Genomic DNA, 24,994 nt, shown 5'->3' with positions numbered 1-24,994 from the left:
TTCAGGCGTCCCCTCCAACCTGTGCGATCCAGTCGCCGAGGTTGTAGTAGTTGGTGACACGAGCGATCTTGCCATCGCGGATCTCGAAGAACGCGCCGCCCGGCAGCACGTAGCGCTGGCCCTGGGCTTCCGGCAGCCCGTCGTCCGTCACCTTGTATTCGCCATGCACCACGTACTCCGCGCCTGCACGCAGGCCGTCGGCGCTGACCATCACCACGATCCCGCGCAGTTGCTCGCCATAGCAGCGGTCCATGCGCTGCAGGAAGGCGCGGAAGGCTTCGCGACCGACCTCACGAGCGCCCTGGTTCAAGTCGTGCGCGACGTCATCGGTCAACATTGACAGCATGGCCTCGCGGTCGCCGCGGTTGAAGGCGTCGTAGTAGGCAGTGATGAGAGTCGCAGCGTTCATTCGCGTTCCTTGTTGGGTTGTTCGGAGCGGAGCATTCCGGGGTGTTGTCAGTCTGGGCAACCGCGCTCCCCTTGTATATGGAATTGTTGCGATTTTATAATTCCACAATCTGGAACAATTAACGAGCAGCGAAACCGGCCATGAGGCGTGCGTCATGAACAAGGAAATGGAACTACTGCGCATCTTTCGGGTGGCGGCCGAAAGCAGCAGTTTTCGCGATGCGGCCGTCCGGCTGGGGACTTCTCCGCAAGGTGTAACCCGTGCCATCCAGCAACTGGAGCAACACTACGGCGAGGTGTTGTTTCATCGAAGCACGCGCCAGGTGCGCATCACCGCCTTCGGCGAAGGGCTGCTAGACCAAGTGCGCCCCGCATTGGAGCGGTTCGAGGATCTGTGGCGACCGCCTGGCTCCGACCAGCAGGCCTCTCTGTCCGGTACGGTTCGCATCACCGCACCGCACAGCTTGGGCGCCAGAGCGGTGCTACCGGCACTGGAGCGCGTGGCCGCGCGTCATCCAGGCATCACGCTGGATGTGCGCCTGTCCGATCGCATCAGCAATACGGTTGACGAAGGGATTGACGTCGGGATCAGGGTCGGATTCATGCGCGATAGCCGCTTCGTCGCACGCAAGGCCGCCGACATGAGACTCCCCATCGTTGCCGCTCCGCGCCTGATCAAGAAAGTGGGCGTACCTGCAAACATCGATGCGCTAAGCAGCCTGCCAGTTACCGTGGCCTTGGATATCAATACCGGCCGTCCCTGGCCTTGGCACTTCAAGGCGGGACGCCAGTGGACACCTACCGCACCCACTCTCGTCGCCGACAATGCCGACATGGAAATGGGAGCGGCGCTGGCCGGGATCGCGTTCGCGCAACTGGCGGACTACATGGCCGCCCCCTACATTGCCAGCGGGAAGCTCGTGCGAGTGCTGGAGAACGAAGAACCTCCGGCATGGGGGTTGTACGTCTATCGGCCTCAGCGTGGCCCCATTCCGGGAAGGGTTCGAGCGGTATTTGATGAAATGCTGGTCGCCGTTGGATCGTTGCCAGCTTTGCGCTGACACGTCGCAAGACGCTGTAGGGCAAACACCTTGGAAAGCGGGGCACTGAGCCTCGGCGGCTCACCCCTCCGGTTGAATGATGAGCCGACCGTCTGCCCGCTTGCCCCAGGTGCAGATCGGTCGGCCATGCAACCCAATGCCGGCGAACGATTAGATGTAAATGAATTGCCGGTACAACCCATCCAACTGACGACGAATGTCTTCGACGCGCTGCTCGTCACCGGTATCGGTAAATTCGAGTAGCTGCTGTTCCTTGGCAGTGATCTGATCGCAAAGGTCGGACAAGTTCTCGCAGAAAGCCTCGGAATGAACGGTGGGCTCCTCCGTATTCGTCTCTTCCCCTGCTAGTTTTCGCACAGACGAGGCTGGAGAAATCCCATTTTCCTCGTTAAAGGCAATTTGAAGCTGCCTGCGCCTATTGGTCTCATCGATCGCCTGCTTCATCGCCGGCGTCACCGCGTCGGCGTACAAGATCGCCTTGCCGTTTTCATTCCGAGCGACTCGACCGATCATCTGAATGAGCGCATGGGCCGAACGCAAGAACCCTGCACGGTCTGCATCGAGAATGGCAACCAATGATGCCTCTGGAATATCCAGCCCTTCGCGCAAAAGACTAATCCCAATCAAAACATCGAACTCTCCTGCGCGCAGGCCATTGATGATCTCAACACGATCCTCCGCTTTTATGTCCGAATGCATGTAGCGCGCTCGAATCCCGTTGTCCGTCAAGAAATCCGTTAGCTCTTCTGCACTGACCTTCGTCAGCGTAGTCACAAGCACTCGATTCTTTCTCTTCACGCACTTCGATATTTCGGCAAGCAGGTCATCTATGTATCCATCCGCTTTCCGCACTTCAACCTTGGGGTCAAGCAGTCCCGTTGGCCTGATAACCTGTTCGACAACCCTGCCTTTCGACACCCTCAGCTCGTAGTCGCCCGGAGTAGCGGAAACAAAGATGGTCTGAGGCTTGACCTTCTCGAACTCGTCAAAGTTCAATGGCCGGTTGTTCTTCGATGAAGGCAAACGGAACCCGTAATCGATCAGCGTGTCCTTGCGCGCCTGATCCCCCCGGTACATTGCGGATATCTGTGGCACCATGACATGAGATTCATCGACGAACAGCAGCCCGTCTTTCGGCAAATAATCCAGCAACGTGATCGGAGGAGAAGCTGCGTCTCGGTCGCTGAAGTAGCAGGAATAATTCTCCATCCCCGAGCAATAGCCGACCTCGCGCATCATTTCCACGTCATGCGTGATCCGCTCGTACAGCCTGATTGCCTCGACCAAGCGATTATTCCTGTTCAGCTCGGCAACCCGCTCTTCCATATCAGCGAGTATCTTTTTGGATGCAGAATCTATTTTGTTCGTGGGCGGCGCGAAAAGCGTTTTTGGCGAAACCAAATAATGGTCTATCTCTCCCAACGTCTTGCCGGTAACAGGGTCCATCCATTGGACAGACGCAACAGTGTCATCCAACAGTTCCACCCGAACCGCCCTGTACTCGGAATCAGCGGGGAAAATGTCAATCACATCACCTTGGACGCGGAACGTTGCACGCTTGAGAGTGCGCTCCGTGCGATCATATTGCAGCAAAGCCAAGCGACGAATTAGCTCTCTCTGGTTTAGTTTGACCCCAGGGGACAGAGCGATCTGTAGCGCTCGGTATGCATCTGGATCACCCAGGCCGTAGATTGAAGACACCGAAGCGACGACGATCACGTCACGACGCTCAATCAAGGATTTGGTCGTGGACAGGCGCAGGCGCTCAAGGTGGTCATTGATGGCCGAGTCCTTTGGAATGAAACGATCGGTGCCCGGCATATAGATTTCGGGCTGAAAATAATCGTAGTAGGAAACGAAGTACTCGACCGCGTTCTCAGGAAAGAAGTGCTTCATTTCACCATAAAGCTGCGCGGTCAACGTCTTGTTAGGAGCCAAGATCAACGTAGGCCGCTTCAGACGATGAATCACATTGGCCATGGTGAAGGTCTTACCTGAGCCGGTGATACCTTTCAGCGTCTGGTGCGTCGCACCTTCTTCTATGTCCGACAGCAGGCGCGCTATCGCCTCTGGCTGGTCCCCCGCCGGCGTATAGTTGGAGTGCAGAATAAACATACCGGTTGACATTAGATATCTCCTAATTGAGCTACTTCAATTTGTCCTGATGTATCGGCTATTCCAGAAGACCTATAGCAGTACCAAACTGGGGTGTAAATGACGGCGATCCTGCCGCGCCCCACCTGGGCGTAGGCGTCGCCAACATGATAGCCCAGCACATGGGCGGGCTTCCCAGTGCATATCCGCCGATCGCCACGACGTCAGCCAGCGGCCCGTCTGCCAATGCACCTGGAGCCACTCGCCTCGTTGAGCGCTGACATCGAGCCGTGGCGGGCGAGGTTGCTCTGTACGCCCAATGTGTGGCGCCGGCTCCCGCCGATACGCGCCTTTGTCTCTCTCAGCCCTCCAGACGAGGCGTTGGAAACGTGGAGCTACGTCAATGTCATCAACTTAAGGAATTTTTCCTATAAATATCATATAATTAGCGCTAAATTCAGCGCATAGGAGAAACCCTTTTGGCCCCTCATTCCACACCGTTTGACACCGCCCAGCAAACCCTGGCTTGAAAATTGTACAAAAAATAACCAGTCAGCTCGATTGTCCCGACTTCATCGATACCCACCGCCAGCGCCCTCACGACTTTACCCGCCGACGCCAACTGACCTTCAAGAACCTCGTCCTGTTTTTGCTCAATCAGCCACGCACCGCCCTGCAAACCGAGCTCGATCAGTTCTATCGCGTGCTCAACCAGGCCTCGGCCGAGACCCAGGTGGTCACCGCGCAGGCCTTCAGCAAGGCGCGCGGCAAGCTCAAGCCCGAGGTCTTCGAGAGCCTCAACCAAACCCTTCAGCAACAGCTCGACAGCCTCGGGCTGCGCCAGACGTGGCGCGGGTTACGGGTACTCGCCGTGGACGGCTCGACCGTCCATTTACCGCTGGAGTCGGTCATGACGCGCTTTTTCGGCTGCCATAGCGAGTTTCCCGTTGCCCGTCTGTCCATGCTCTACGACGTCGCCGACGGCCAGACGCTACACAGCCTGATCGTGCCATCCGCAGTCGGCGAGCGCGATTGCGCCCATCTGCACCTCGAGCATCTGCCCGCTGACAGCCTGACGTTGTTTGATCGCGGCTACCCCGGACACTGGCTGTTTGCGCTGTTCGAGCAGCACCGGCGACATTTCCTGATGCGCCTGCCGTGTGGCTACAACGCGCAGGTCAAACAGTTTCTCCGCTCGGGGCAGACAGAAGACACGCAGTTCTTCTCTGCCAGTCATCCCGAGGCGCGCCTGTTCTGTACCGAGGCCGGCGTCGATCCCGCGGGCCGGGTCGAATTGCGCCTGATCCGGGTCGAGCTAGCCAGCGGTGAAAGCGAAGTGCTGCTGACCTCCCTGCTGGATCGACAGGCCTTCCCGGCCGAGGTGTTCGCGGATCTTTACCACCGCCGCTGGGGCATCGAAACGGACTACCGCCGCCTCAAGCAGACCCTCTGCCTCGACAACTTTAGCGGCCGTAGCGTGACGGCCGTGAAGCAGGACTTTCATGCCGGGCAACTGCTGAAAAACCTAGCGCTGCTGATGCAACATCTGCTGCAACCGGTCATCGAGCAGCGCCACAAAGGCCGCAAGCTGCGCTGGAAGGTCAACTTCACCCAAGGGGTGTCACGCCTCAAGAACACCCTGGTCGACCTGCTGGTACGCCCCGGTGTGCAGGGGCTGGCCAACGTGATGGAGTTGATGGCCAACAGCCTCAGCGCTGTGCGCCCGGGCCGCAGCTTCCCGCGCCAGCGTATGCGCCTGGCCAGTCGCGGCTGCGAGGGCTACAAACCGACGCGCTAAGAACAAGCAGCACCCGAACTGCACCGCAAAAAAGCTGGCCAGACAGCGGCCGGCACGCGCTCGCCCGGAAAACGAGAAATCCCGCCCGCCGAGGCGAACCGGCATCCATTAAGCTGGCGTCTGGGTCGCACATGCGCTGAACTGGGGAGCAAAACCAGTGAAGGCACTGCTGCAACCGCGCGTCCAAGCCCCGGGATTTCTTGCCCCGGCCAGGGCTGGGGGCTTAAGTTGATGACATTGGGAGCTACGTCGCCCCTCTAAAGATGCACGATCTCAACATTCGGCCATTTGCCTGCAAGGTACTCGGCCACTAGCCTCCGATGGCAGTGATGGGGCTTGTCTTCGCTGCAAAGCAGGCAACTGTTATCAATCTTTTCTTTATCGATTGACTCAATCTTTCGGGACGACATTAAATCCAGAAATTTACTGGCGTAGATATCCCAATCTCCCCCTTTTATTTTATATTCCTCGAACATGTCTTTGGTTGGAGCAAGTGCTGGTAGATGTTCATATTCCATCCCACACAACGCCTCGGAAAAATATCGAAGATCCTCGCGTTTAGCGAATCCGGCCAATTGCGAAACATTATTCAGGCGAACATCGACAAGGCGCTTGGCACCAGAAGCACTTAACTTGGTGAAGAAGGACCGCGCGGAGGTCTTAGTGAATCCAATCGTGAATATCTTCATCTGCCTTATTCCCCTCGTTCCTTCATCCATAAATGGCTGTTATTGAGCTACCGCCAGGCATGCCCGTCAATCGCAGCTAAGGAAACGCTGGGGGCATGGTGTACTAGCTGCGCCACAACGGCCATGGCAGGCTCCATTCTCTCGCCGCTTCAACGGCCACGACCCGAACAGCTCAAGAGCTTAGCACCGCCTTTTGCGGTTGCGTGCCTCACCACTCACGCTTACTCCCTTCCAGAACGCGCCAACTGCTAAGCTACATGAGGACGACTCGCCCACAGCGCAAAGCACCTGTGTTCGCGCTATTGGCTGTCCCGTGCGTTGTGGTGCTGACCGTCGATGACGAGTCGAACCTACTGTATGGACACTGCGCGCGGCAGCCTTTCATGCGTGCCAGCTACGTGCCCAAGGTTGGACGCGGATCGAAGCGTGCGCAGGGTTTTTCGTGAAAGTATAAAATCCAATCAACTTTATCAGAAGAAAATATATGATCGTAAGAAACTTTGAATACTTGCTTGCTTTGCACCGTGAAGGCCATTTTGGCAACGCGGCCAAAAGCTGCAATGTTTCTCAGCCGACACTCTCCGCGGGCATTAAGCAATTGGAGGAAGACATGGGTGTCGAGATCGTGCGTCATGGCCGACGCTATGACGGCCTCACTTCTGAAGGGATGCGCGTACTGTCTTGGGCTCAGCAGATGTATGACGTCTGCAAAGGGCTGGAGCGAGAACTCTCCGCACTACGGCGAGGTATAGAGGGGCAATTCCGGCTAGGGATACTCCCAGGAACTGCCGGTGTAGCGCCCACATTAAGCATCGCCCTTGCTGAAAAAACACCCTTACTTCAACAATCAGTTCTGGTTTCCGGCGCTTCTTCCCTGCTACAGGCGATTCGAGAAAACAATTTGGATATCGCACTCATGCATTTGGAGGATATCCCAGGGGAAGACTTCGATACTCACCTTCTGTACCGTGAACGCATTTTCCTTTTTCACGCCGCGAGAACACAGCAACCCCGAAGCACAACGTGGGACCATGTTCTCAATAGACAACTCTGCGTGCTGAACTCGGCAGTACCTGAACCCATTCAAGATAGGCTGATGCAATGTACCGCGCAGACTATTCGCACTGATTCAATTGACGTGCTATCGGCACACGTGGCGACAGGAAAATATTCGGCAGTTCTTCCGCAATCTCTCGCCGGCCAACTCGCGCACATTCCAAATCTCCACGCAATCGCAATCAATGGACCAATGTCGCACTCAAATGTCGGATTCGTTGCTGGGAAAAATGCGTTCGAGGCACCGTCATCGCGTGCATTGCTCGAAATGGTGCACACCCCCGAACTCGCCGCCACTCTTCAATCCGTTATATCGATCCATCGTCGGTTCCAGCCCAAAGCAGACTCATCTCAAAGCCCCCTGAAATAGCGAGTCTTGAAGAGCAACTCTGTATTGCTTCAACCAGGCGAAGATTGCAGGCATGCCGTGTGCGCCGCTAACAGGCGCCACGTGCTGAGCAACCCATCGAAGGCCACTAGGTCCAGGGGCAACTCGGGGGGCAGGAGTACCTGCTGCATGCGGCCTCCTCATGTCTCGCTGGGTCGAGCTGACTGTTCCTAGATCAAGCTAGGAGGCGCGATGTAGCGATGATCGTTGCCCTCTCCCGGCTAGGAGACGAGCACGGCTCGACGATCCCGCGTAGATAGATCGTGCCTATCTGCACATAGATTATTCCAGTTTGACCACTTCTGAGCTTGATCCGATGCTGTCAAGACCGCAGAAGGAGACGCGACCAACGGCTAGGCAATACCACGATCGTTCTTCTTGACAGCGGTAAATTTCGTTTCCCACTTCGATTTAGAAGATGGAAACATTAACGCACAGAGGTGACGAAATGACTCCGACCGGTAACCGAATCGTGACTTTCGAGAAGCCCTTGGAAATGAAGGTCAACACCTTCAAATTTCCAGAGCTGATAACCCCTCAAGGGAAAAGCGCACCCCATGGCGCTATCCTCAAAATAGTTACCACAAATATCTGTGGCAGCGACCTTCACATTTATCGCGGTTCGTTTGCTGTTCCCAAGGGAATGACCATGGGCCATGAAATGACCGGCGAAGTGATCGAAGTGGGATCAGACGTCGAAGTCGTGAAGAAGGGCGACATCGTTTCCGTTCCCTTCAATGTGGGGTGTGGGCGTTGCTACAACTGCAAGCATATGCGCTCCGATGTATGCGAGAACACCAACCCCGAAATCGACTGCGGAGCCTACGGGTTCAACCTCGGTGGCTGGACGGGGGGGCAAGGTGATTATCTCTTCGTACCGTATGCGGATTTCAATCTCCTTCGCTTCCCTGACAAGGATGCCGCCATGGAAAAAATCCGCGACCTGACCCTTCTCTCTGACGTATTACCCACAGCTTTCCATGGGTTCGCTGGCCCAGACTGGCCAGCCGCGCCGGCCTACGTCGTCGGCGAAAACATCCTGATCTTCGGTGCCGGGCCGGTCGGCAGAGCGGGTGCCGCCTGCGCCAGACTTCTGGGTGCAGGCGCCATCATCGTTGCCGATTACATTCAAGAGCGGCTGGACCTTCTCAAGCCACACGGCGTGGAAACCATCAACCTTTCCGACGGCGTGCCGATCGAGGAGCATCTCGAACGCATTACCGGGCACAGGGAGGTGGATCGCGTCATCGACTATGTTGGTGTGGACTGCCGCGGGTTTGGCGCGGAGGCTGACAAGATCGTGGAGAGCGCTGTTACCAACGCAATGCTCAAATATGTCCGCTTCGGCGGAATGACCAGTACGGTCGGTGTGTACTGCGCAAACCCGATCTCGAAAGACCCGAAAGCCAAGAAAGGCCATATGGATCTGGAATGGTCCAACGCCTGGATCAAGTCGCCGCGAATGTCGGCTGGTCAATCTCCGACGGCCAACTACAACCACGCGTTAATGCGGGCGATACTGAACGATCGCATGCCTTACCTTTCGCCGATGATGAACACTAAGTTCATCAAGCTCGAAGACGCGCCCGCCGCGTACAAAGAGTTCGACGCGGGTTCTGCATACAAGTACGTCATCGACCCGCATGGTTCAGTGCGGCATTAAGCATCCGGCGCGGGCTAAGCATCAGGATGTCTCACACTTTCTGGTGAGAGGCATTCTGGTCCCGCCAGTCTCCGGGCAGCAACTGGAGCCGGCGAATATTTTCGCCGGCATTTGCCGTCTGCCCCAGGGTACTTGCCTTGGCTCGGACCAGGAGCAGAGCCTCAGCAATCCGCAGGTGATGATCAACCGCAAGCGTGTTCAAGCGCTTGGTTCGCAATCGGCCAAGGGTCAGACGGGGACGATGCACGGCATCCATTGACGTGCGTGGCTGGAGATAGCCTTCGTCTGATCCTTATCACCCCACGGACTTGACAGGCTCGCCTGGTGTTGTGCCTGCCTCGGGCCATCGCACGGTCAACCCAGCCCTGGCTCATTCAGCCAGAAGTTTCCAATGATGTGGCCGAACTCGCCGCCGCCAGAATGGCAGTCACTTCTATAGGGAGATAGCACAGTGTTGGATAAGTCGGAACGGGAGGGTGGCCTATGGAGCTGCGCCATCTTCGCTGCTTCGTAGTTCTTGCTGAGGAGCTACATTTCACGCGGGCGGCTGAGCGCCTGCATATCGAACAACCACCGCTATCACGAGCCATCAAGGAACTTGAGGACGAGTTGGGCGTAGTGCTCTTCGACCGAAACCGACGAGGAACAGTTCTAACGGCGGCGGGCGCGGTCTTCTTGCAAGATGTTCGCCGTCTATTCACAGTGCTGGAACAGGCTCGTGAAAATGCCAAGGCTGTGGCATCGGGCTTGCGCGGTAGCCTGCGCATCGCTGTATCAGATGGGGCTATCGATCCACGGCTGTCGGCATTTCTGGCTCGTTGCCGCGCCGAGGAGCCGGAGATCGAAATACGCTTGTCAGAAGTGCCTCTGGCAGAGCAAGTGCGTGGCTTGCGTTCGGGCGACTTCATGATCGGGTTCGCGCACACGGGCGATGTCGGCGACGGTATCGCTGCCGAACCAATCTGGCACGACCCGCTGGTGATTGCGGTGCCAGCTCGTCACTCATTGCTCACCTACAAGGAGGTGCCACTTCAAGAACTTCAAGGCCATCCACTTGTCCTGTGCGACCCGCAGGTATGCGAGGGCTATTGCCGCGAACTCAAGCGGCTGCTCAACACGTTGGAGCACAAGCTGAATGTTGTCGAGGAAGTGTCCTCGCTGGACATGATGCTCACGTTGGTCGGCGCCGGCTACGGCATCGGCTTCATGACGGCGACCAAGATTCCCATCTCCCAACGGCCGGATGTGGTGATCCGCCCCTTGGCGATGGATTCTGCCGTGATCACCACCTACCTGCTTCGGCCCGACGGCGGCAATTTATCGGCTTCGGTGGAGCGATTTATCGTTCGCCTTCGCGACTCTTCGGACGGTTGACGGAGCCTGGCAGGCTAGACACTCAGGGATCAGTGTCGGCACGCAGATTGCGTTCGGTCGCCGTCATCAGGTCAGCCGCGCTTATTCCAAGTGCCGTAGAAATTTTCAGTATGAGCGGAAGCGTGGGCACGTGCTCACCACGCTCGATCTTACCCATGTGAGAACGCGAAATGCTTGCCCGAGATGCGAACTCGTCTTGCGCGACTCCTTGAGCGACGCGCGCAGCGCGCACGGCCTGTCCGAAGGCTAACGCCGACTCGGATTCATACGTCGATGTGCCAGAAGGACGGCCTGGCTGAATTGTTGATTTCTGCATTAGCAGAAGCGTCAAACAATCTGCCACAATTAACCACGTTAAAGATAACGACGTTAAACTTCACTCTTTCCTGCAACGCTGGTTTGCCTTTCTGGACAGATCGCTTATTGGGGGCCCTCATGCATGACGCCACCAGCCAGTTTTCCCATTTCAGGCTTGCTATCGCGCCCGGAGTGCCATCCTCTTGCCTCACAACGCTTCTTGCCCTACAGCGCGCGGAGGAACCAGAAGTCACCATCACGTTCTTTGAGACCTCAGCCGATGATCTGTTGACGGGCCTTGAGGAAGGCCGCTACGACGCTGGAATGACGCTTCGGAACGCTGGTGCTCCGGCCGTGAAAAGCCAACCGCTCTGGGTGGAGAACGTGGCTGTTGCAGTGCCGCTGGGGTCCCCCTTAGTTGCCCAGGCGAAGATCACGCTTGCCGAGCTTCTGGACTATCCGGTGTTTCGCTGGCCGGCGGAGGCTTGCCTACTGCTGGATCAGCGACTGTCCTTTCTTCCGTTGAGCCAGCAGAGCATTCAGCACGTGACTTCGTTCGAGATGATGGCGCTTTGGGTGACCGCTGGCTACGGAGTGGGGCTCTCCGCGCAATCGCGCATTGAGCGTGCCCATGCGTGGGGGATCACTATGCGACCGCTTTCAGACGGCCCCTACGAGATCGTGACATATCTGCAGCGGCCCCACGGACGAGCCAATGTTGTTTCTGAGCGGTTCGAGCACAGGGCAATGTTGGTTGCCAGGGACAGGGCGGCTTGCTCGAATACCCCATAGCCCGCTCTCGCCGAGGCTGCGTGCGGGTAATTGCAGCGGCACGCGCCTGTTAGCGCGCCAGTGATAGCGCTTCCATCTCTGGCAATATGATGAATTAACATGGTCTTTGGAGGCACGAATGGTTGGAAGTGGTTGGGATCGAGTACCAATTGACTCGCAAAGCATCGATGCGCCGCTGTCGCGCGCGGCGGTGTTTCTCACGTTGACAGTCGCCGAGGGCCACGAGGCCCTTCAGGCGGTCGCCGGCGTCTTGGACGGGCTGGACGACCTGATCAAAACGGTGGGCTTCCGCGATCTCAACGGCCGGCTGTCGTGCATCACTGCACTGGGATCGGCGCTATGGGACCGTTTCCAGACCGGGAAGCGCCCGAAGGAACTACGGCCCTTCGTGCCCATCGAGGGTGCCAAGCACACCGCGCCTGCCACGCCCGGCGACCTGTTCTTTCACATCCGTGCCGAACGCGAGGACCTCTGTTTTGAATTCGAGCGCCTGCTGCTGGACCAACTGGGCAGCAGCGTGACGGTGGCCGACGAGGTGGTCGGTTTTCGCTACTTCGACTCCCGCGACCTGCTTGGCTTTGTCGATGGCACGGCCAACCCGACCGGGCACGACATCGGCGCCTCGACGCTGGTCGGCAGTGAAGATCAGGCGTTCGCCGGCGGCAGCTACTTGGTGGTGCAGAAGTATCTGCACCAAATGCAGCCGTGGGCTCGGCTCGCCAAGGACGAGCAAGAGCGGATCATCGGCCGGGAGATCGTCAGCAATGTCGAATTGCCCGACGCGACGAGCGGCCAGAAATCGCACAAGACCCTCGCCACGATCGTGGACGACGACGGCACCGAGCACGACATCCTGCGCGACAACATGCCCTTCGGCCGCCCCGGCCAGGGCGAATATGGCACCTACTTCATCGGCTACTCCAGGCATCTGTGGGTGACGCAGAAGATGCTGGAGCGCATGTTCCTCGGCGATCCGCCAGGCATGCACGACCGCCTGCTCGATTTCTCGACGGCGCACACCGGCGCCGTGTTCTTCGCTCCCGCACCGCGCACGCTGAGCGAACTCGTGGAGGCGGTGCAAGCGTAATGCAGGGGCCGCAAGGCCCCTGCAAGGTTTGAGAGCCCTATGCTCCGTCTAGAACTACTGCGCTATCCACCAGCCGACGAACGCTTTGCCGCACATCCTCGGGGATGGGGTACGGGGCAATGGCCTCGGGCATATCCGCATAGTGCTGGTAGTCGCCCATGATGACCTGGATGATCGCCGGCACGTTGGTCGGCGTGACCGCATCAATGGCCGCGCGGTCCCCCAGGTCAGGGTGCGGCTGGGTCAGCATGCGGTACAGATCCCACGAATCCGCGTGCGGGCACTGGTTCATGAGCACCTGGGCCAGCTTGTGCTTGAGCGGCACCAGTTGCCAATCGGGAACACGCTGCCCCCGATTGCCCAAACTGATGGACAGCAACTTGCCCGCTTTCAGTTCGCGGTTGATCTGGTCCTTGGACTTTCCGGCCAGCTTGCCGAACAGCGGGACCGGCAAGCTGCTTGGAGACTCGTAGATGGTCAGCATTTCCTCGCGCTCGCGCTGGATCGCGGACACTTCCGGCTCTGGGGCATGCGTCGGAGGCGGCGGTACCTGAGACAGCCGCTGGAACGTGATGCCGCCGTTGCTCGGGGTTACGACAATAGGCGTGGCCACGACGGGCGGGACGCCGGGAGGAGTGGGCTCGGCCATCGCGAGGGTCGCATCCACCGCTTCCTCCACTTCTGCCATCGCCGGCACCCCGTCGATACGGATGGTCAGATGCGCGCTCGCGGCTTCCACTTCGCCCTGTTCGAGCAGGTCGAGCCGATCGGCCCAGTCCTGCATCATCCGACGGCGCGGCTCAACGTACTTGGCGTGGTTGTAGGACGAACTCACCTTGTTGGGGTCGGAATGGGAAAGCTGCGCGTCCACCCAAATCTTCGGGTAGCCAATCTCGTTGAGCGCCGTCGAGATAGTGCCGCGGATGCCGTGGCCGGTCAGGCGCCCCTCATAGCCCATGAGCTGCACGGCCTTGTTGAGGGTGTTCTCGCTGATGCGCTTCTTGAGTTCGCTGCGGTGTGACAGCAAGTACTTCTGCGCCGGCCGCATCACCCCCAGGAGATAGCGCACGATCTCGATGGCCTGCAGGGATAGCGGCACGATATAGGGGGGCACATCCTGCGGCCGCTTCCCTGCCTTGCGCATTTCATCCTGGAGCTGCTTGACGATCTGCGGTGGGATGATCCACAAGCCCCTGTCGAGGTCGAACTGTTCGGGTTCGGCCAATCGCAGTTCGCCGGTGCGCACCCCGGTCAGGAACAGCAGCCGGACGCCAAGCTGGGTCTGCCAGCCACGGGGGTTGTAGAGCCGGAGCTTCTGGAGGAACTCGGGCATCTCGGGCAGGTGCAGGTAGGGATTGTGGGCTACGGGGGGCTTGGGCTCTGCCACCACGTCCAGGTCGGCGGCCGGGTTGACTTCCAACCCCTCGGCAATGACCAGGGCATAGCGGAACAACTGGTTGAACCAGGTGCGGACCTTCTCGGCGGTGGTGAACGCCTTGCGTTTCTCGATCGCCGCCAAGACGCCCAGGAGTTGGGGGCGGCGAATGTCGTAGATCGACATTCTTCCCAGGGTGGGCAACACGTCCTTGTTGAAGATGCGCAGGATCTGCGACAGCGTGCTTTGACGGCCTTCCTTGAGTTCCTTGCGGCGATGCTCGACCCAGGCATCGAAGACGGTCTTGAAGGTGTATTCGCCCGCCAGCTTGGCCGCGTGCCGTTTCTGGTCGCGCTCGACCTGAGGATCGATCCCCCTGGCGAGCAGGGCCTGGGCCTTGTCTCGCTCGATCCGGGCCTCGCGCAGGCTGAGAGCAGGATAGCCGCCCAGGCACAGGCGCTTTTGCTTGCCCAGCCAGTAGTAGCGGAATTGCCATGACTTGCCGCCTGCGGCTGAGACCATCAGGCCCAGGCAGTCGTTGTCGGAGAGGGTGTAGCGTTTTCCGGTGGTCTTCGCCTGCCGGACGGTCAGATCAGAGAGCGCCATTTCGAGACTCCTAAGTAATGACTTAGGCCCTATGCTCGTCATGGTCCCCGCTCAGCCCCAGCAACTATCCGGTAGCCGACCCACCCGTATTCTTGTGCCTTATTTGGTCACTCAAAAACGGTAGCTGTGGGTGGATTTCCGTGGCACTCGCTGGAATGAAAAAAGGAGCCGAAGCTCCTTTTTTCAATGACCTACAGACCCCAGTAGAAGTCTGTGGATCAAAATTTGGAGCGGGAAACGAGACTCGAACTCGCGACCCCGACCTTGGCAAGGTCGTGCTCTACCAACTGAGCTATTCCCGCATGTCTTGGTGACGGGCGCCATTTTATACGATCGAATGCTGCCGTCAACCCTTTGATTAAAAAAGTTTTTATTTCTTTTCGGTAGGACTCAAGTGCGGCCAGGCGGCCATCAGGTAATTGATCATCGACCACAGCGTCAGACCCGCAGCGACGATCAACAGCGCATAGCCCATGCCGACCCAGACCGTCGGTTGTGGCGGGTTAGCCAGCAGCACCACCAGTGCGACCATCTGCGCGGCAGTCTTCCACTTGCCCAGATTCGACACTGCCACTTGCGCTCGGGCACCCAGCTCCGCCATCCACTCGCGCAATGCGGAAACCACGATTTCGCGACCGATGATGATGGCCGCCGGCAACGTCAGCCAGAGATTCCCATGCTCTTCAACCAGTAGCACCAACGCTACGGCCACCATCAGCTTGTCCGCAACTGGGTCGAGAAACGCACCGAATGGCGTGCTCTGCTCCAAGCGCCGCGCCAGGTAGCCATCGAGCCAGTCAGTCAGCGCTGCCACGGTGAATACCGCGCTTGCGGCCAGATAGCTCCAGTAAAAAGGGAGATAGAAAAGCAAAATGAAGATGGGTATCAGCAGCACGCGTAGAACGGTGAGCAGGTTCGGGATATTCATCGGTACCACTGATCGGCGGAATTCGGGGACAGTTTACTCACTGTGTAGAGCCGCATAAATCGACTCAGCGAGCTTTTTGCTGATGCCGGGAGCCTTGGCGATCTCGTCGAGGCTGGCTCTGCACAGTTCCTGAAGACCGCCAAAATGCGTAAGCAGTTCGCGCCGGCGCTTCGGGCCGATGCCTGGGACACCCTCCAGCGTCGATGTTCGCCGCGTTTTCCCGCGTCGGGCGCGGTGACCGGTAATGGCGAACCGGTGAGCCTCATCGCGTACTTGCTGGATGAGGTGCAGTGCCGGTGAGTCTGCCGGAAGCGTGAACTCGTGGGCCGCATCATTGAGGTAGAGCGTTTCAAGTCCTGGCTTGCGGGTCACGCCCTTGGCCACCCCGAGCAGGATCAATTCCGGCACGGCCAGCTCTTCGAGCACCTCGCGTGCCATGTTGAGCTGACCTTTGCCGCCATCGACCAGCAATATATCCGGTAGTTTGCCCTCCCCTTCGGCCGCCTTGCGAAAACGTCGGGACAGCGCCTGATGCATCGCCGCATAGTCATCACCTGCGGTGACGCCCTCGATGTTGTAGCGTCGGTAGTCGGATTTCAGCGGGCCCTCCGGGCCAAAGACAACGCAGGACGCCACTGTTGCCTCACCGCTGGAATGGCTGATATCGAAGCACTCCAGGCGCATTGGCGGCTCATCGAGGTCCAGCGCTTCAGCCAGTGCCTCGAAGCGTGCGGACAGATGCTGACGATTGGCCAGGCGTGCGGACATCGCCTGTTCGGCGTTGGTCAGCGCCAGCTGCTGCCAGCGAGCACGCGTACCACGCACGCGGTGAGTAATCGTCAGATCGAAGCTGCGCAATTCAGCGATGGCGTTGATCAACGTAGGGAAGTCTTCGTGCACAGCGTTTACGATCAACTCCCCCGGCAAATCGCGTTCGGTAGCGCCGAGGTAATATTGCTCAAGAAACGCCTGCAACACCTCGCTGACGCTTTCCTCTATCGCCACTTGCGGGAAGAAGTTCTTGCTCCCCAGCACGCGACCGCCCCGTACGGTGATCAGATGCACGCAGGCCCCGCCAGGGCTCACCACCGCCGCAACGATATCCACGTCACCGGTGCCGCCTTCCATGCTTTGTTGATCCTGAACCCGGCGCAGAATGGCCATTTGATCGCGGATTTCGGCGGCGCGCTCGAAGTCGAGGCTTGCCGCCGCTTTTTCCATATTGCGCGAGAGTTCTTCAGACAGTGCATTGCTGCGGCCTTCGAGGAACATCACCGAATGGCGTACATCTTCGGCGTACTCGACTGGGTCAACCAGCTTTACGCAAGGCGCCTTACAGCGCTTGATCTGGTACTGCAGGCAGGGCCGCGTGCGGTTGCGGTAGTAGCTGTCTTCGCATTGGCGCACGAAGAATGCCTTCTGCAGCAGGCTCAGGCTTTCGCGGATAGCGCCGGCGCTCGGATAGGGGCCGAAGTAGCGTCCGGGCTCCTTCTTCGCGCCACGATGAATGCTCAATCGTGGAAATTCACCGGCTGACAGGAATACATAGGGGTAGGACTTATCGTCTCGCAGCAGAATGTTGTAAGGCGGCCGCCATTGCTTGATCAGGGTCTGCTCTAGCAGCAGCGCTTCGGTCTCGTTCGCAGTGATCGTGGTTTCGACCTGGGCGATCTTGGCCACCAGGGCGGCGGTCTTCGGTGCCTGCCCCGTCTTGCGGAAATAGCTGGCCAGACGCTTCTTGAGATTCTTGGCCTTGCCGACGTAAAGCAGCTTGGCTTGTGCATCGAACATGCGATACACGCCTGGACGGCCGCTGCAGGCCGCCAGGAACGCAGATGAGTCGAAGGTTTCTGTCATTAGTTGACGGTGTCGACCATCCCGTGGCGAACCGCCAGCAGGGCAAGCTCGACATCACTGGTAATCGACAGCTTTTCAAAGATGCGGTAACGGTAGGTGTTGACCGTTTTCGGTGACAGACAGAGCTTGTCGGAGATGCTTTGTACTTTTTGGCAGTTGGCAATCATCAGCGCGATTTGGATTTCCCGCTCGGAGAGCAAGTCGAACGGTGATTCGCTGAGCTGCGGCTGGAAAGATTTAAGCGCCAGCTGCTGGGCGATCTGCGGGCTGATGTAACGCTGGCCGCCAAACACCATGCGAATGGCCTGAACCATTTCTTCCAGCGCAGCACCTTTGGTCAGGTAGCCGGCTGCACCGGCTTGCAGAAGGCGAGTCGGGAAAGGGTCTTCTTCACAGATGGTCACGGCAATGACCTTCAGGTCGGGATAGCTGCGCAGCAGTTTTCGGGTCGCCTCGAGGCCACCGATGCCGGGCATCTTCACGTCCATCAGGACGACGTCGGGCTTGAGCTCCCGAGCCTTGCGAATGGCGTCTTCGCCGGAGTCCGCCTGGCCTATCACCTGCAGTCCGGAGATATCCGCCAACATGCGGCTGATGCCTGTGCGAACCAGATCGTGGTCATCGACCACCAGCACCCTAATCAAGCAGACACCTCATTGACCGTACTAAAAGCTGGCTGGCTGCTCGCTTTTTCAGGAGCGAACTCTATCAAAAAAATCATCGACCTGGCCGATCAAGACGCGGCTAACTGATCGAGATCATGACTCCGACCCGCCAACCGACGAACTGCATGCTGAACGCCGACGGATGGCCAAAGTCACAGATTTGATGGCTATTCCCTCAGGTATCCCATGCTCACATTCATCGCCGCACTGCTGCTGACGGTCACGCACGTGCTGGCTGGAAGGCTGAGCGAGCTGCACCAGTTGCCGCGCAGCCGCTGGTTATCCGCGGCCGGTGGCGTTGCCGTCGCCTACGTATTCGTTCATCTGCTCCCTGAGCTGGCTCACGGGCAGAAGGTGATGGAGGATAGCGGGTTCCACCCGTTGCGCTACCTGGAACACCACGCTTATCTGCTGGCGTTGATCGGGCTGGCCTCCTTCTATGGGTTGGAGCGGCTGATCAAGCAGCACCGCAGTGAGCGGTCTGACGGTGAACCCTCCCACGCCAGCGTGTTCTGGCTGCACATTGGTGCATTCGCGGGCTACAACGCTCTGATTGGCTATATCCTCGCCAACCGCGACCCAGGCCAGGAGCTGGAATTGATCTGGTACACCGTGGCCATGTCGCTGCACTTCATGGTCAATGACGTGGCTCTTCAGCACGACCATCAGCGTCTGTTCGCTCAACGCGGTCGCTGGATACTGGCAGGCTCTACGCTGGTCGGCTGGGCGTTCGGCGCAATCATCGAGCTGTCCGAGCTAGGCGTATCAGCAGTCACTGCGTTCATCGCCGGAGCAATCATCCTCAACGTACTCAAGGAAGAGCTGCCGTCGGAACGTAACAGCCGCTTTGGTGCATTCCTGCTCGGGTCGCTCGGCTACTCGTTCCTTCTATTGTTGATGTAGCCGGCGCGACCCCATGGCTCATTCCTTTGGCCTGCGCATCAATCGATAAGCTGCCGGGATCACGAACAGCGACAGCAGCGGCGCGCTCAGCATACCGCCGACCATCGGTGCGGCTATGCGGCTCATCACCTCGCTGCCAGTACCTGCGCCCAGCAGGATCGGCAATAGACCGGCGACAATCACAGCAACAGTCATCGCCTTGGGGCGTACCCGTTGCACGGCGCCTTCGCGGATAGCGTCGCACAGCGCTGCTTCGTCACTCAGCCCGTCACGCTGCTGCTCGGTCCAGGCGTTCTTCAAATAGAGCAACATGATTACGCCGAACTCCGCAGCGACACCTGCCAGCGCAATAAAGCCGACACCGGTTGCCACCGACAGGTTGTAGCCCATCAGATAGAGAAACCAGACGCCGCCAGTAAGCGCGAACGGCAGTGTCAGCATGATCAGTACGGCTTCGTCCAATCGGCTGAAAGTCAGATAGAGCAGGACGAAAATGATCAGCAGCGTGGCAGGTACCACCAGCTTGAGTCGCTCGTTGGCACGTTCGAGAAATTCGAATTGGCCCGAATACGCCAGGCTCATCCCCGCCAGCAATGTGACATCGGCACTGACCGCCTTGCGCAGATCAGCCACCACAGAGGCGATATCGCGGCCGCGCACGTCGACATAGACCCAGCCGGCCAGCCGCGCATTCTCGCTGCGCAGCATCGGCGGGCCGTCGCTGACGCGCACCCGCGCGACGCTGCCCAGAGTAATCTGGCTACCCTGTGGCGTGAGGATCGGCAGCCGTTCCAGCGCCTGTGGCGTATCGCGCCATTCGCGTGGGTAACGCACGCTGATGGGGTAACGTGCCAGACCCTCGACGGTTTCACCTATGGTTTCGCCGCCGATGGCGCTGGAGACGATCGACTGGACATCGGCAATGTTCAGCCCATAGCGTGCGGCATCCTGACGATTGATATCGATATCGATATAACGTCCGCCGACGAGGCGCTCGGCCAGCGCCGAGCTAACGCCGGGAACCTTTTTCGCGACGGCCTCGACCTGCTGGCTGATGCGGTCGATCTCCTCCAGATTGGCGCCGGCTATTTTCACTCCGATCGGGCTCTTGATGCCCGTGGCCAGCATGTCGATGCGATTGCGGATCGGCGGAATCCAGATATTGGTCAGCCCCGGGACCTGCACAGCCCGGTCCAGCTCGTCGACCAGTTTTTCCGGCGTCATGCCGGCGCGCCATTGCTCACGCGGCTTGAAGCGAATGGTGGTTTCGAACATTTCCAGCGGCGCTGGATCGGTAGCCGACTCGGCACGCCCGGCTTTGCCAAATACTGTTTCGACTTCTGGAACCGTGCGGATCATGCGATCGGTTTGCTGCAATAGCTGAGCCGCTTTCTGCGCAGACAGCCCCGGCAGTGCCGATGGCATATAGAGCAGATCGCCCTCATCCATCGGCGGCAGGAACTCGCCGCCCAGACGCGACATCGGCCACAGCGTGGTAGCCAGGATCAAAACGGCTACGGCAATGGTTGATTTCGGGTGATCCAGCACTGCATTAAGCGCAGGGCGATAGACCCGTATCAACCCGCGGTTGAGCGGATTGCGCGCCTCGTCCGGCAGCTTGCCCCGAATCCAGTAGCCCATCAGCACCGGTACCAGGGTCACTGAAAGCCCGGCAGCGGCGGCCATGGCATAGGTCTTGGTAAAGGCCAGCGGGCCGAACAGGCGACCTTCCTGCGCTTCGAGGGTGAACACCGGAATGAACGACAGCGTGATGATCAGCAGGCAGAAGAACAGGGCTGGTCCCACCTCCTCCGCCGCGCTGGTCATGACTTGCCAGTGCTCTTCACCCTCCAGTGCCTTGCCGGGGTTGGCGTGGCGCCAGGCCTCAGCCTTCTTGTGGGCGTTCTCGATCATCACCACCGCGGCGTCGACCATTGCACCGATGGCGATGGCAATACCGCCGAGCGACATGATGTTGGCGTTGATGCCTTGGTAACGCATAACGACGAAGGCGATGAGTATGCCGATGGGCAGCGAAACGATCGCCACCAGGGAGGACCGCAGGTGCCAGAGGAAGATGCCGCACACCAGCGCGACGACGACGAATTCCTCCAGCAGCTTGAAGCTGAGGTTCTCCACCGCCCGGTCGATCAGCTCACTGCGATCGTAGGTGGTGACGATCTCGACACCCTCAGGCAGGCTGCTTTTCAGCTCCTCGAGTTTGGCGTGCACGGCGGCCAGGGTTTCCCGCGCGTTCTTGCCACTGCGCAGGATTACGACCCCGCCGACCGTCTCCCCTTCACCGTCGAGTTCAGCAATGCCCCGGCGCATTTCCGGGCCGAGCTGAATATGTGCCACATCGCCCAGCGTGACTGGTACGCCCCTGGCGCTGAGCTGCAGTGGAATCTGACGAAAGTCACCGAGCGTCTGCAGGTAGCCGGACGCGCGAACCATGTACTCGGTTTCGGCCAGTTCGAGTACCGCGCCGCCGGTCTCCTGGTTGGCCATGCCAATGGCCTCGATGACCTGCGCCTGGGTGACGGCAAGGCTGGCCATCTTCAGTGGATCGAGCACGACCTGGTACTGCTTGACCATGCCACCGATGGTTGCCACCTCGGCCACGTTCGGCAGCGTGATCAGTTCGTACTTGAGGAACCAGTCCTGCAGGCTGCGCAGTTGCGCGAGGTCGTGCGTGCCGGTGCGGTCGACCAGCGCGTACTGGTAGATCCAGCCGACGCCGGTGGCATCCGGCCCAAGGGATGGCTTGGCACCGGCCGGCAGCCGGCTTTGCACCTGGCTCAGGTACTCCAGCACTCGCGAGCGCGCCCAGTACAGATCGGTGCCGTCCTCGAACAGTACGTAGACGAAGCTATCGCCGAAGAACGAATAGCCGCGCACCGTCTTTGCCCCAGGCACCGAGAGCATGGTGGTGGTCAGCGGGTAGGTCACCTGATTTTCGACGATCTGTGGCGCCTGTCCCGGGTAGGGAGTACGGATGATCACCTGTACGTCGGACAGATCCGGTAGTGCGTCTATCGGCGTAGTGCGCACCGCCCAGATGCCCACGGCAGTCATCAGCAATGTCGCCAGCAATACCAGAAAGCGGTTGAGAACAGACCAGCGAATCAGGGCGGCGATCATGGCTGCTTCTCCTGAACCTTGATTTGTTCTATCAACAGTCCCTCATCGGTTTCCCGTACGGCAAAGCGAACCCGATCTTCGGGCTGGATACCCTGTAGTAACGCTGCATTGGCCACCGCAAAACTCATGGTCATGCCGGGCATCCCGAGCGTATGGAAAGGACCGTGGGCGATCTTCACGCGGAACTCGCTCAGCGCGAGGACACGACCTTCGGACTCATGCAGCGCTGGGGTCGCCTGAACGTGGTCGTGGCTGTGCGCCGTATCGCTGGTGGCAGGTGCCGCGACGATGCCACGCAGGTTGGCTTCCGAATCCAGCAGGAATTGCCCGGACGCGACCACCTGCTGGCCTTCCTCCAGGCCACGAAGAACTGCGGTCTGGCTGTCGTTCTCGCGCCCCGTTTCGACTTCGACCGGGCGATAACGTCCGCCGGGCTCAGCCAGCATGACCAGGGTACGGCGGCCGGTGCGAATCACGGCCTCGCTGGGAATCAGCAGAACCGGCGTATTGTCGCCATCGGTCAAGCTGGCCTGAGCCGTCAATCCTGGGCGCAGCAGTCCGTTCGGGTTGGGCAGCTGGACGCGTACACGCAGAGTGCGGCTTGTGGCGTTGGCTTCCGGTAGTACCGCGGTGATTTCACCCTCGACGAGCTGCCCCGGCAGCGCCGGCAACCGTGCGGTGGTTCGCTGGCCAACACGGATACCCTGGCTTTGCGCCTCTGGCACCGCCACTTCCAGCCAGACGCTGTCCAGGCCGTTGATGCGCGCCAACGGCGCACCGGCCGCAAGCGTCATACCTTCGCGCACGTCCAGCTCCTGCAGTACGCCGGCGATAGGTGTGGAAATGGTGACAGATGCATTGGCCTTGCCACCGCGCTCGAGCTGGCTGATGGTCGCTGCTGGCATGCCAGTCAGACGTAAACGCTGTCGTGCAGCCTCCAGAAGTGCCGGCTCGCCGATGCGTTTTAGGGCTAGGTATTCCTCCTGGGCCGCCGTCCACTCGGGAATCAGCAAGTCAGCCAGCGGTGCGCCTTTGTTCAGCAGGTCCCCTGGAGCATGCCGATACACGCGTTCGACGAAGCCCCCGGCCCGCGCCTGGACCACCGCTACATCACGCGCGTTGTACTCAAGCACGCCGACCGCTTCAACCTGGTTTGCCAGCCGCCCCAGGCTGACGCTCGCCAGGCGAACGCCGAGATTCTGCGTGACACCTGCATCGATACTGATGGCAGCGACGTCGCCGTCTTCATTGGCATAGCGTGGCACCAGGTCCATATCCATGAATGGCGACTTGCCCGGTTTATCGAAACGATGCTGCGGCACCATCGGGTCGTACCAGTACAGGACCTCAGCTTCGCGCTCGACCGTTTTTGCCGTGTGATCGTCGGCGCTGTGGCCGCCTGTGCTGGCCAGCCAGTAGCCACTACCTGCCCCGATCAGCGCTGTTATGCCGAGAGTGATGCTTGCAAGAATGATCCGGCTCATTTGGCGTCTCCGTATGCGAGGTGCAGGCGTGCGGCGGCGGTGGCTACCAGACCTTCAAGGTCAATGTGTTTAAGGCGGGTTTCGATCAGCTCGTTACGCGCCGTCAGCACTGCATCCAGTTCGCCAGTCCCCGCGCGATAACCGGCCATGGCCAATTCCACTTTTTCCTGGCCAAGTGGCAGCAGTACTTTGGCGTTTCGCTTGTGCGCCCGCTGCAGACGGTCCAGCTCGGCCAGCTCGACGTCCAATAGCTCTACGAACTCACGAGCGATGGCTTCACGCTCGGCTTCCAATTGGTCGAGTTCGGCATAGCGAGCCGCGATCCGAGGGTTCTGGCGCGAACGCTGAAACACCGGTAGATCGAAGCTGAACTGCAGGTTGACCATGTCGCCGTACTCGCGGCCGCGCTTGAGGTAGCTGACCTCCCAACTCCAGTCGACCTGCTTCTCGGCGGTTGCTTCACGGATGCGGGCTTGCGCCTCCCGAGCCATCGGCGCATAGGCGGTCAGTTGCGGGTGCTTGGCCACCCGCTGCGCCAGATGCTCACGAGCGATTGCCCAGCTGGGCAGATCGCCAAGCAGGGGTTGATTACCCTCATTGCCGACCCAGCGCACCAGCGCCGCACGAGCTTGGCGACGTTGCTGCTCCAGCTCGTCCTGGCGCTCAGCCAGCAGCGCTGCCTGCTGTTTCGCTGAGACGCTCTCGGTCAATTGGCCACGTCCGCCAGCGATGCGTGCCCGCACCGCTTCGGCGAGCAGGCGGTTCTCTTCAAACAGTTCATCGAATAGTCGGATTTTGCGCTCCACGGCGTGCGTGGCTATCCACGCTTGTGCAGTCGCCAGGTGGACCTTGAGGGCTTCCACCTCTTGCGAGGCACCTGCGCGGTCCACGGCTGCCCGGGCCACGTCGGTGCGCGCCTTACGCTTGTCGCGATTCGGCATTTCCTGCATCACGCCGACCATGCGCATCGTCATGCCGTCGTCGTTGAGGCTCCAACGTTCGGCTCCCTCGATGGGCAGGTTCTGCAGGCCCAGCAGCAATTTGGGGTCAGGTAGTTGGCCAGCGGCGACGGCCTCGCTGCGTGCCGCTTGCAGCCGGGACGCCTCGGCACGTAGCGAAGGCGCCTGCTGCTGCGCAAGGCTCAGGGCATCGTCGAACGTCAGGCCCGCGGCAGCGTTGGGCAAACCGAACACGGTGAAGAGCGCCAAGGCAAAGAGCGGCCGGCACATGTCTATAAGTCGGGAGAGCATGATGAGATTCCTCGGTTTCCTGCATGCCGCAACGGCATGCCTACAGCGCCTCAACGCATGAACGTGGGGCGAGTCAGG

At 59.5% G+C, this 24,994-nt stretch carries 19 protein-coding genes and 1 tRNA gene; 8 read left to right on the top strand and 12 right to left on the bottom strand.

Annotation, left to right across the window (positions count from 1 at the left end; translation table 11 throughout):
• Position 1 precedes the first annotated feature (1 nt).
• Complete coding sequence (locus AAEZ08_RS01595; RefSeq protein ID WP_017514126.1) at positions 2–409, bottom strand: ketosteroid isomerase-related protein; 408 nt, start codon at positions 407–409, stop codon at positions 2–4.
• Between the two features lie 154 nt (positions 410–563).
• On the opposite strand from AAEZ08_RS01595, the gene AAEZ08_RS01590 reads away from it, so the two are divergent.
• Positions 564–1,469 carry a LysR family transcriptional regulator gene (locus AAEZ08_RS01590; RefSeq protein ID WP_023093410.1) on the top strand — a complete coding sequence of 302 codons (906 nt, stop codon included), beginning with the start codon at positions 564–566 and terminating at the stop codon, positions 1,467–1,469.
• Positions 1,470–1,619: 150 nt separating this feature from the next.
• Here AAEZ08_RS01590 and uvrB read toward each other — a convergent pair whose 3' ends face one another.
• Positions 1,620–3,596, bottom strand: a complete 1,977-nt coding sequence (uvrB, locus tag AAEZ08_RS01585) for an excinuclease ABC subunit UvrB (protein ID WP_020924944.1) — start codon at positions 3,594–3,596, stop codon at positions 1,620–1,622.
• A 493-nt stretch (positions 3,597–4,089) separates the two neighbouring features.
• On the opposite strand from uvrB, the gene AAEZ08_RS01580 reads away from it, so the two are divergent.
• The gene (locus AAEZ08_RS01580) at positions 4,090–5,361 is read left to right on the top strand and encodes an IS4-like element ISPa45 family transposase (protein ID WP_020924943.1); all 1,272 of its coding nucleotides are present in this window, start codon (positions 4,090–4,092) and stop codon (positions 5,359–5,361) included.
• Between the two features lie 257 nt (positions 5,362–5,618).
• Here AAEZ08_RS01580 and AAEZ08_RS01575 read toward each other — a convergent pair whose 3' ends face one another.
• On the bottom strand, positions 5,619–6,050 hold the full coding sequence (locus AAEZ08_RS01575) for a DUF488 domain-containing protein (RefSeq protein ID WP_023835768.1): 432 nt from the start codon (positions 6,048–6,050) through the stop codon (positions 5,619–5,621).
• Positions 6,051–6,534: 484 nt separating this feature from the next.
• Between AAEZ08_RS01575 and AAEZ08_RS01570 the strand changes: the two genes are divergently transcribed.
• From AAEZ08_RS01570 to AAEZ08_RS01560, 3 genes are all read left to right on the top strand, one after another.
• Positions 6,535–7,476 carry a LysR family transcriptional regulator gene (locus tag AAEZ08_RS01570; RefSeq protein ID WP_060765353.1) on the top strand — a complete coding sequence of 314 codons (942 nt, stop codon included), beginning with the start codon at positions 6,535–6,537 and terminating at the stop codon, positions 7,474–7,476.
• 466 nt (positions 7,477–7,942) lie between these two features.
• A complete protein-coding gene (locus AAEZ08_RS01565) occupies positions 7,943–9,157 on the top strand; it encodes a glutathione-independent formaldehyde dehydrogenase (RefSeq protein WP_023093406.1) in 1,215 nt (404 codons plus the stop codon).
• Between the two features lie 483 nt (positions 9,158–9,640).
• The gene (locus AAEZ08_RS01560) at positions 9,641–10,531 is read left to right on the top strand and encodes a LysR family transcriptional regulator (RefSeq protein WP_023103878.1); all 891 of its coding nucleotides are present in this window, start codon (positions 9,641–9,643) and stop codon (positions 10,529–10,531) included.
• A gap of 22 nt (positions 10,532–10,553) precedes the next feature.
• Here AAEZ08_RS01560 and AAEZ08_RS01555 read toward each other — a convergent pair whose 3' ends face one another.
• The gene (locus AAEZ08_RS01555; protein ID WP_009459591.1) at positions 10,554–10,847 is read right to left on the bottom strand and encodes a helix-turn-helix domain-containing protein; all 294 of its coding nucleotides are present in this window, start codon (positions 10,845–10,847) and stop codon (positions 10,554–10,556) included.
• On the opposite strand from AAEZ08_RS01555, the gene AAEZ08_RS01550 reads away from it, so the two are divergent.
• A complete protein-coding gene (locus tag AAEZ08_RS01550; protein ID WP_017514781.1) occupies positions 10,805–11,620 on the top strand; it encodes a substrate-binding domain-containing protein in 816 nt (271 codons plus the stop codon). The two genes, AAEZ08_RS01555 and AAEZ08_RS01550, sit on opposite strands and share 43 nt — an antisense overlap.
• Before the next feature lie 118 nt (positions 11,621–11,738).
• Positions 11,739–12,707, top strand: a complete 969-nt coding sequence (locus AAEZ08_RS01545) for a Dyp-type peroxidase (protein ID WP_020924940.1) — start codon at positions 11,739–11,741, stop codon at positions 12,705–12,707.
• A 37-nt stretch (positions 12,708–12,744) separates the two neighbouring features.
• On the opposite strand, the gene AAEZ08_RS01540 is transcribed toward AAEZ08_RS01545, so the two are convergent.
• From AAEZ08_RS01540 to gacA, 5 genes are all read right to left on the bottom strand, one after another.
• Positions 12,745–14,688, bottom strand: coding sequence for a tyrosine-type recombinase/integrase (locus AAEZ08_RS01540; protein WP_009876631.1), 1,944 nt, complete (start codon positions 14,686–14,688; stop codon positions 12,745–12,747).
• A 226-nt stretch (positions 14,689–14,914) separates the two neighbouring features.
• Positions 14,915–14,990, bottom strand: a tRNA-Gly gene (locus tag AAEZ08_RS01535).
• Between the two features lie 68 nt (positions 14,991–15,058).
• Complete coding sequence (gene pgsA / locus AAEZ08_RS01530; protein ID WP_003284952.1) at positions 15,059–15,616, bottom strand: CDP-diacylglycerol--glycerol-3-phosphate 3-phosphatidyltransferase; 558 nt, start codon at positions 15,614–15,616, stop codon at positions 15,059–15,061.
• A gap of 33 nt (positions 15,617–15,649) precedes the next feature.
• Positions 15,650–17,473 (bottom strand): excinuclease ABC subunit UvrC, encoded by a 1,824-nt coding sequence (gene uvrC, locus AAEZ08_RS01525; protein WP_427701943.1) that lies wholly within the window; start codon positions 17,471–17,473, stop codon positions 15,650–15,652.
• Positions 17,473–18,117, bottom strand: a complete 645-nt coding sequence (gene gacA / locus AAEZ08_RS01520; protein ID WP_003284948.1) for a response regulator transcription factor GacA — start codon at positions 18,115–18,117, stop codon at positions 17,473–17,475. The genes uvrC and gacA overlap by 1 nt, the downstream gene beginning before the upstream one ends.
• Positions 18,118–18,324: 207 nt before the next feature.
• Here gacA and AAEZ08_RS01515 point away from each other — a divergent pair, with 207 nt between their 5' ends.
• Positions 18,325–19,041, top strand: a complete 717-nt coding sequence (locus AAEZ08_RS01515) for a hypothetical protein (RefSeq protein WP_058065883.1) — start codon at positions 18,325–18,327, stop codon at positions 19,039–19,041.
• 18 nt (positions 19,042–19,059) lie between these two features.
• Here the strand turns inward: AAEZ08_RS01515 and AAEZ08_RS01510 are convergent, their stop codons facing one another.
• The 3 genes from AAEZ08_RS01510 to AAEZ08_RS01500 are packed head-to-tail and all read right to left on the bottom strand — an operon-like array spanning position 19,060 to position 24,916.
• The gene (locus tag AAEZ08_RS01510) at positions 19,060–22,182 is read right to left on the bottom strand and encodes an efflux RND transporter permease subunit (RefSeq protein ID WP_500123596.1); all 3,123 of its coding nucleotides are present in this window, start codon (positions 22,180–22,182) and stop codon (positions 19,060–19,062) included.
• Positions 22,179–23,666: an efflux RND transporter periplasmic adaptor subunit gene (locus tag AAEZ08_RS01505; RefSeq protein WP_500123595.1), complete on the bottom strand. Its 1,488-nt coding sequence runs from the start codon at positions 23,664–23,666 to the stop codon at positions 22,179–22,181. The genes AAEZ08_RS01510 and AAEZ08_RS01505 overlap by 4 nt, the downstream gene beginning before the upstream one ends.
• The gene (locus AAEZ08_RS01500) at positions 23,663–24,916 is read right to left on the bottom strand and encodes a TolC family protein (protein ID WP_500123594.1); all 1,254 of its coding nucleotides are present in this window, start codon (positions 24,914–24,916) and stop codon (positions 23,663–23,665) included. Before AAEZ08_RS01500 ends, AAEZ08_RS01505 begins: the two co-directional genes overlap by 4 nt.
• Positions 24,917–24,994: the final 78 nt, after the last annotated feature.

It is taken from the genome of Pseudomonas sp. E45-MNA-CIBAN-0222, assembly GCF_040310405.1.
In the GTDB taxonomy this organism is placed as follows: domain Bacteria; phylum Pseudomonadota; class Gammaproteobacteria; order Pseudomonadales; family Pseudomonadaceae; genus Stutzerimonas; species Stutzerimonas stutzeri_AC.
Note: the sequence above shows the minus strand (reverse complement) of the source record. Positions and strands in the feature narration are given on the sequence as shown.

Excerpts from the sequence above, each read along its gene's own strand:
- AAEZ08_RS01595 (WP_017514126.1), bottom strand. The coding sequence starts at position 409 with ATGAACGCTGCGACTCTCATCACTGCCTACTACGACGCCTTCAACCGC.
- AAEZ08_RS01590 (WP_023093410.1), top strand. The coding sequence starts at position 564 with ATGAACAAGGAAATGGAACTACTGCGCATCTTTCGGGTGGCGGCCGAA.
- uvrB (WP_020924944.1), bottom strand. The coding sequence starts at position 3,596 with ATGTCAACCGGTATGTTTATTCTGCACTCCAACTATACGCCGGCGGGG.
- AAEZ08_RS01575 (WP_023835768.1), bottom strand. The coding sequence starts at position 6,050 with ATGAAGATATTCACGATTGGATTCACTAAGACCTCCGCGCGGTCCTTC.
- AAEZ08_RS01570 (WP_060765353.1), top strand. The coding sequence starts at position 6,535 with ATGATCGTAAGAAACTTTGAATACTTGCTTGCTTTGCACCGTGAAGGC.
- AAEZ08_RS01565 (WP_023093406.1), top strand. The coding sequence starts at position 7,943 with ATGACTCCGACCGGTAACCGAATCGTGACTTTCGAGAAGCCCTTGGAA.
- AAEZ08_RS01560 (WP_023103878.1), top strand. The coding sequence starts at position 9,641 with ATGGAGCTGCGCCATCTTCGCTGCTTCGTAGTTCTTGCTGAGGAGCTA.
- AAEZ08_RS01550 (WP_017514781.1), top strand. The coding sequence starts at position 10,805 with ATGTGCCAGAAGGACGGCCTGGCTGAATTGTTGATTTCTGCATTAGCA.
- AAEZ08_RS01555 (WP_009459591.1), bottom strand. The coding sequence starts at position 10,847 with ATGCAGAAATCAACAATTCAGCCAGGCCGTCCTTCTGGCACATCGACG.
- AAEZ08_RS01545 (WP_020924940.1), top strand. The coding sequence starts at position 11,739 with ATGGTTGGAAGTGGTTGGGATCGAGTACCAATTGACTCGCAAAGCATC.
- AAEZ08_RS01540 (WP_009876631.1), bottom strand. The coding sequence starts at position 14,688 with ATGGCGCTCTCTGATCTGACCGTCCGGCAGGCGAAGACCACCGGAAAA.
- pgsA (WP_003284952.1), bottom strand. The coding sequence starts at position 15,616 with ATGAATATCCCGAACCTGCTCACCGTTCTACGCGTGCTGCTGATACCC.
- uvrC (WP_427701943.1), bottom strand. The coding sequence starts at position 17,473 with ATGACAGAAACCTTCGACTCATCTGCGTTCCTGGCGGCCTGCAGCGGC.
- AAEZ08_RS01515 (WP_058065883.1), top strand. The coding sequence starts at position 18,325 with ATGCTCACATTCATCGCCGCACTGCTGCTGACGGTCACGCACGTGCTG.
- AAEZ08_RS01510 (WP_500123596.1), bottom strand. The coding sequence starts at position 22,182 with ATGATCGCCGCCCTGATTCGCTGGTCTGTTCTCAACCGCTTTCTGGTA.
- AAEZ08_RS01505 (WP_500123595.1), bottom strand. The coding sequence starts at position 23,666 with ATGAGCCGGATCATTCTTGCAAGCATCACTCTCGGCATAACAGCGCTG.
- AAEZ08_RS01500 (WP_500123594.1), bottom strand. The coding sequence starts at position 24,916 with ATGCTCTCCCGACTTATAGACATGTGCCGGCCGCTCTTTGCCTTGGCG.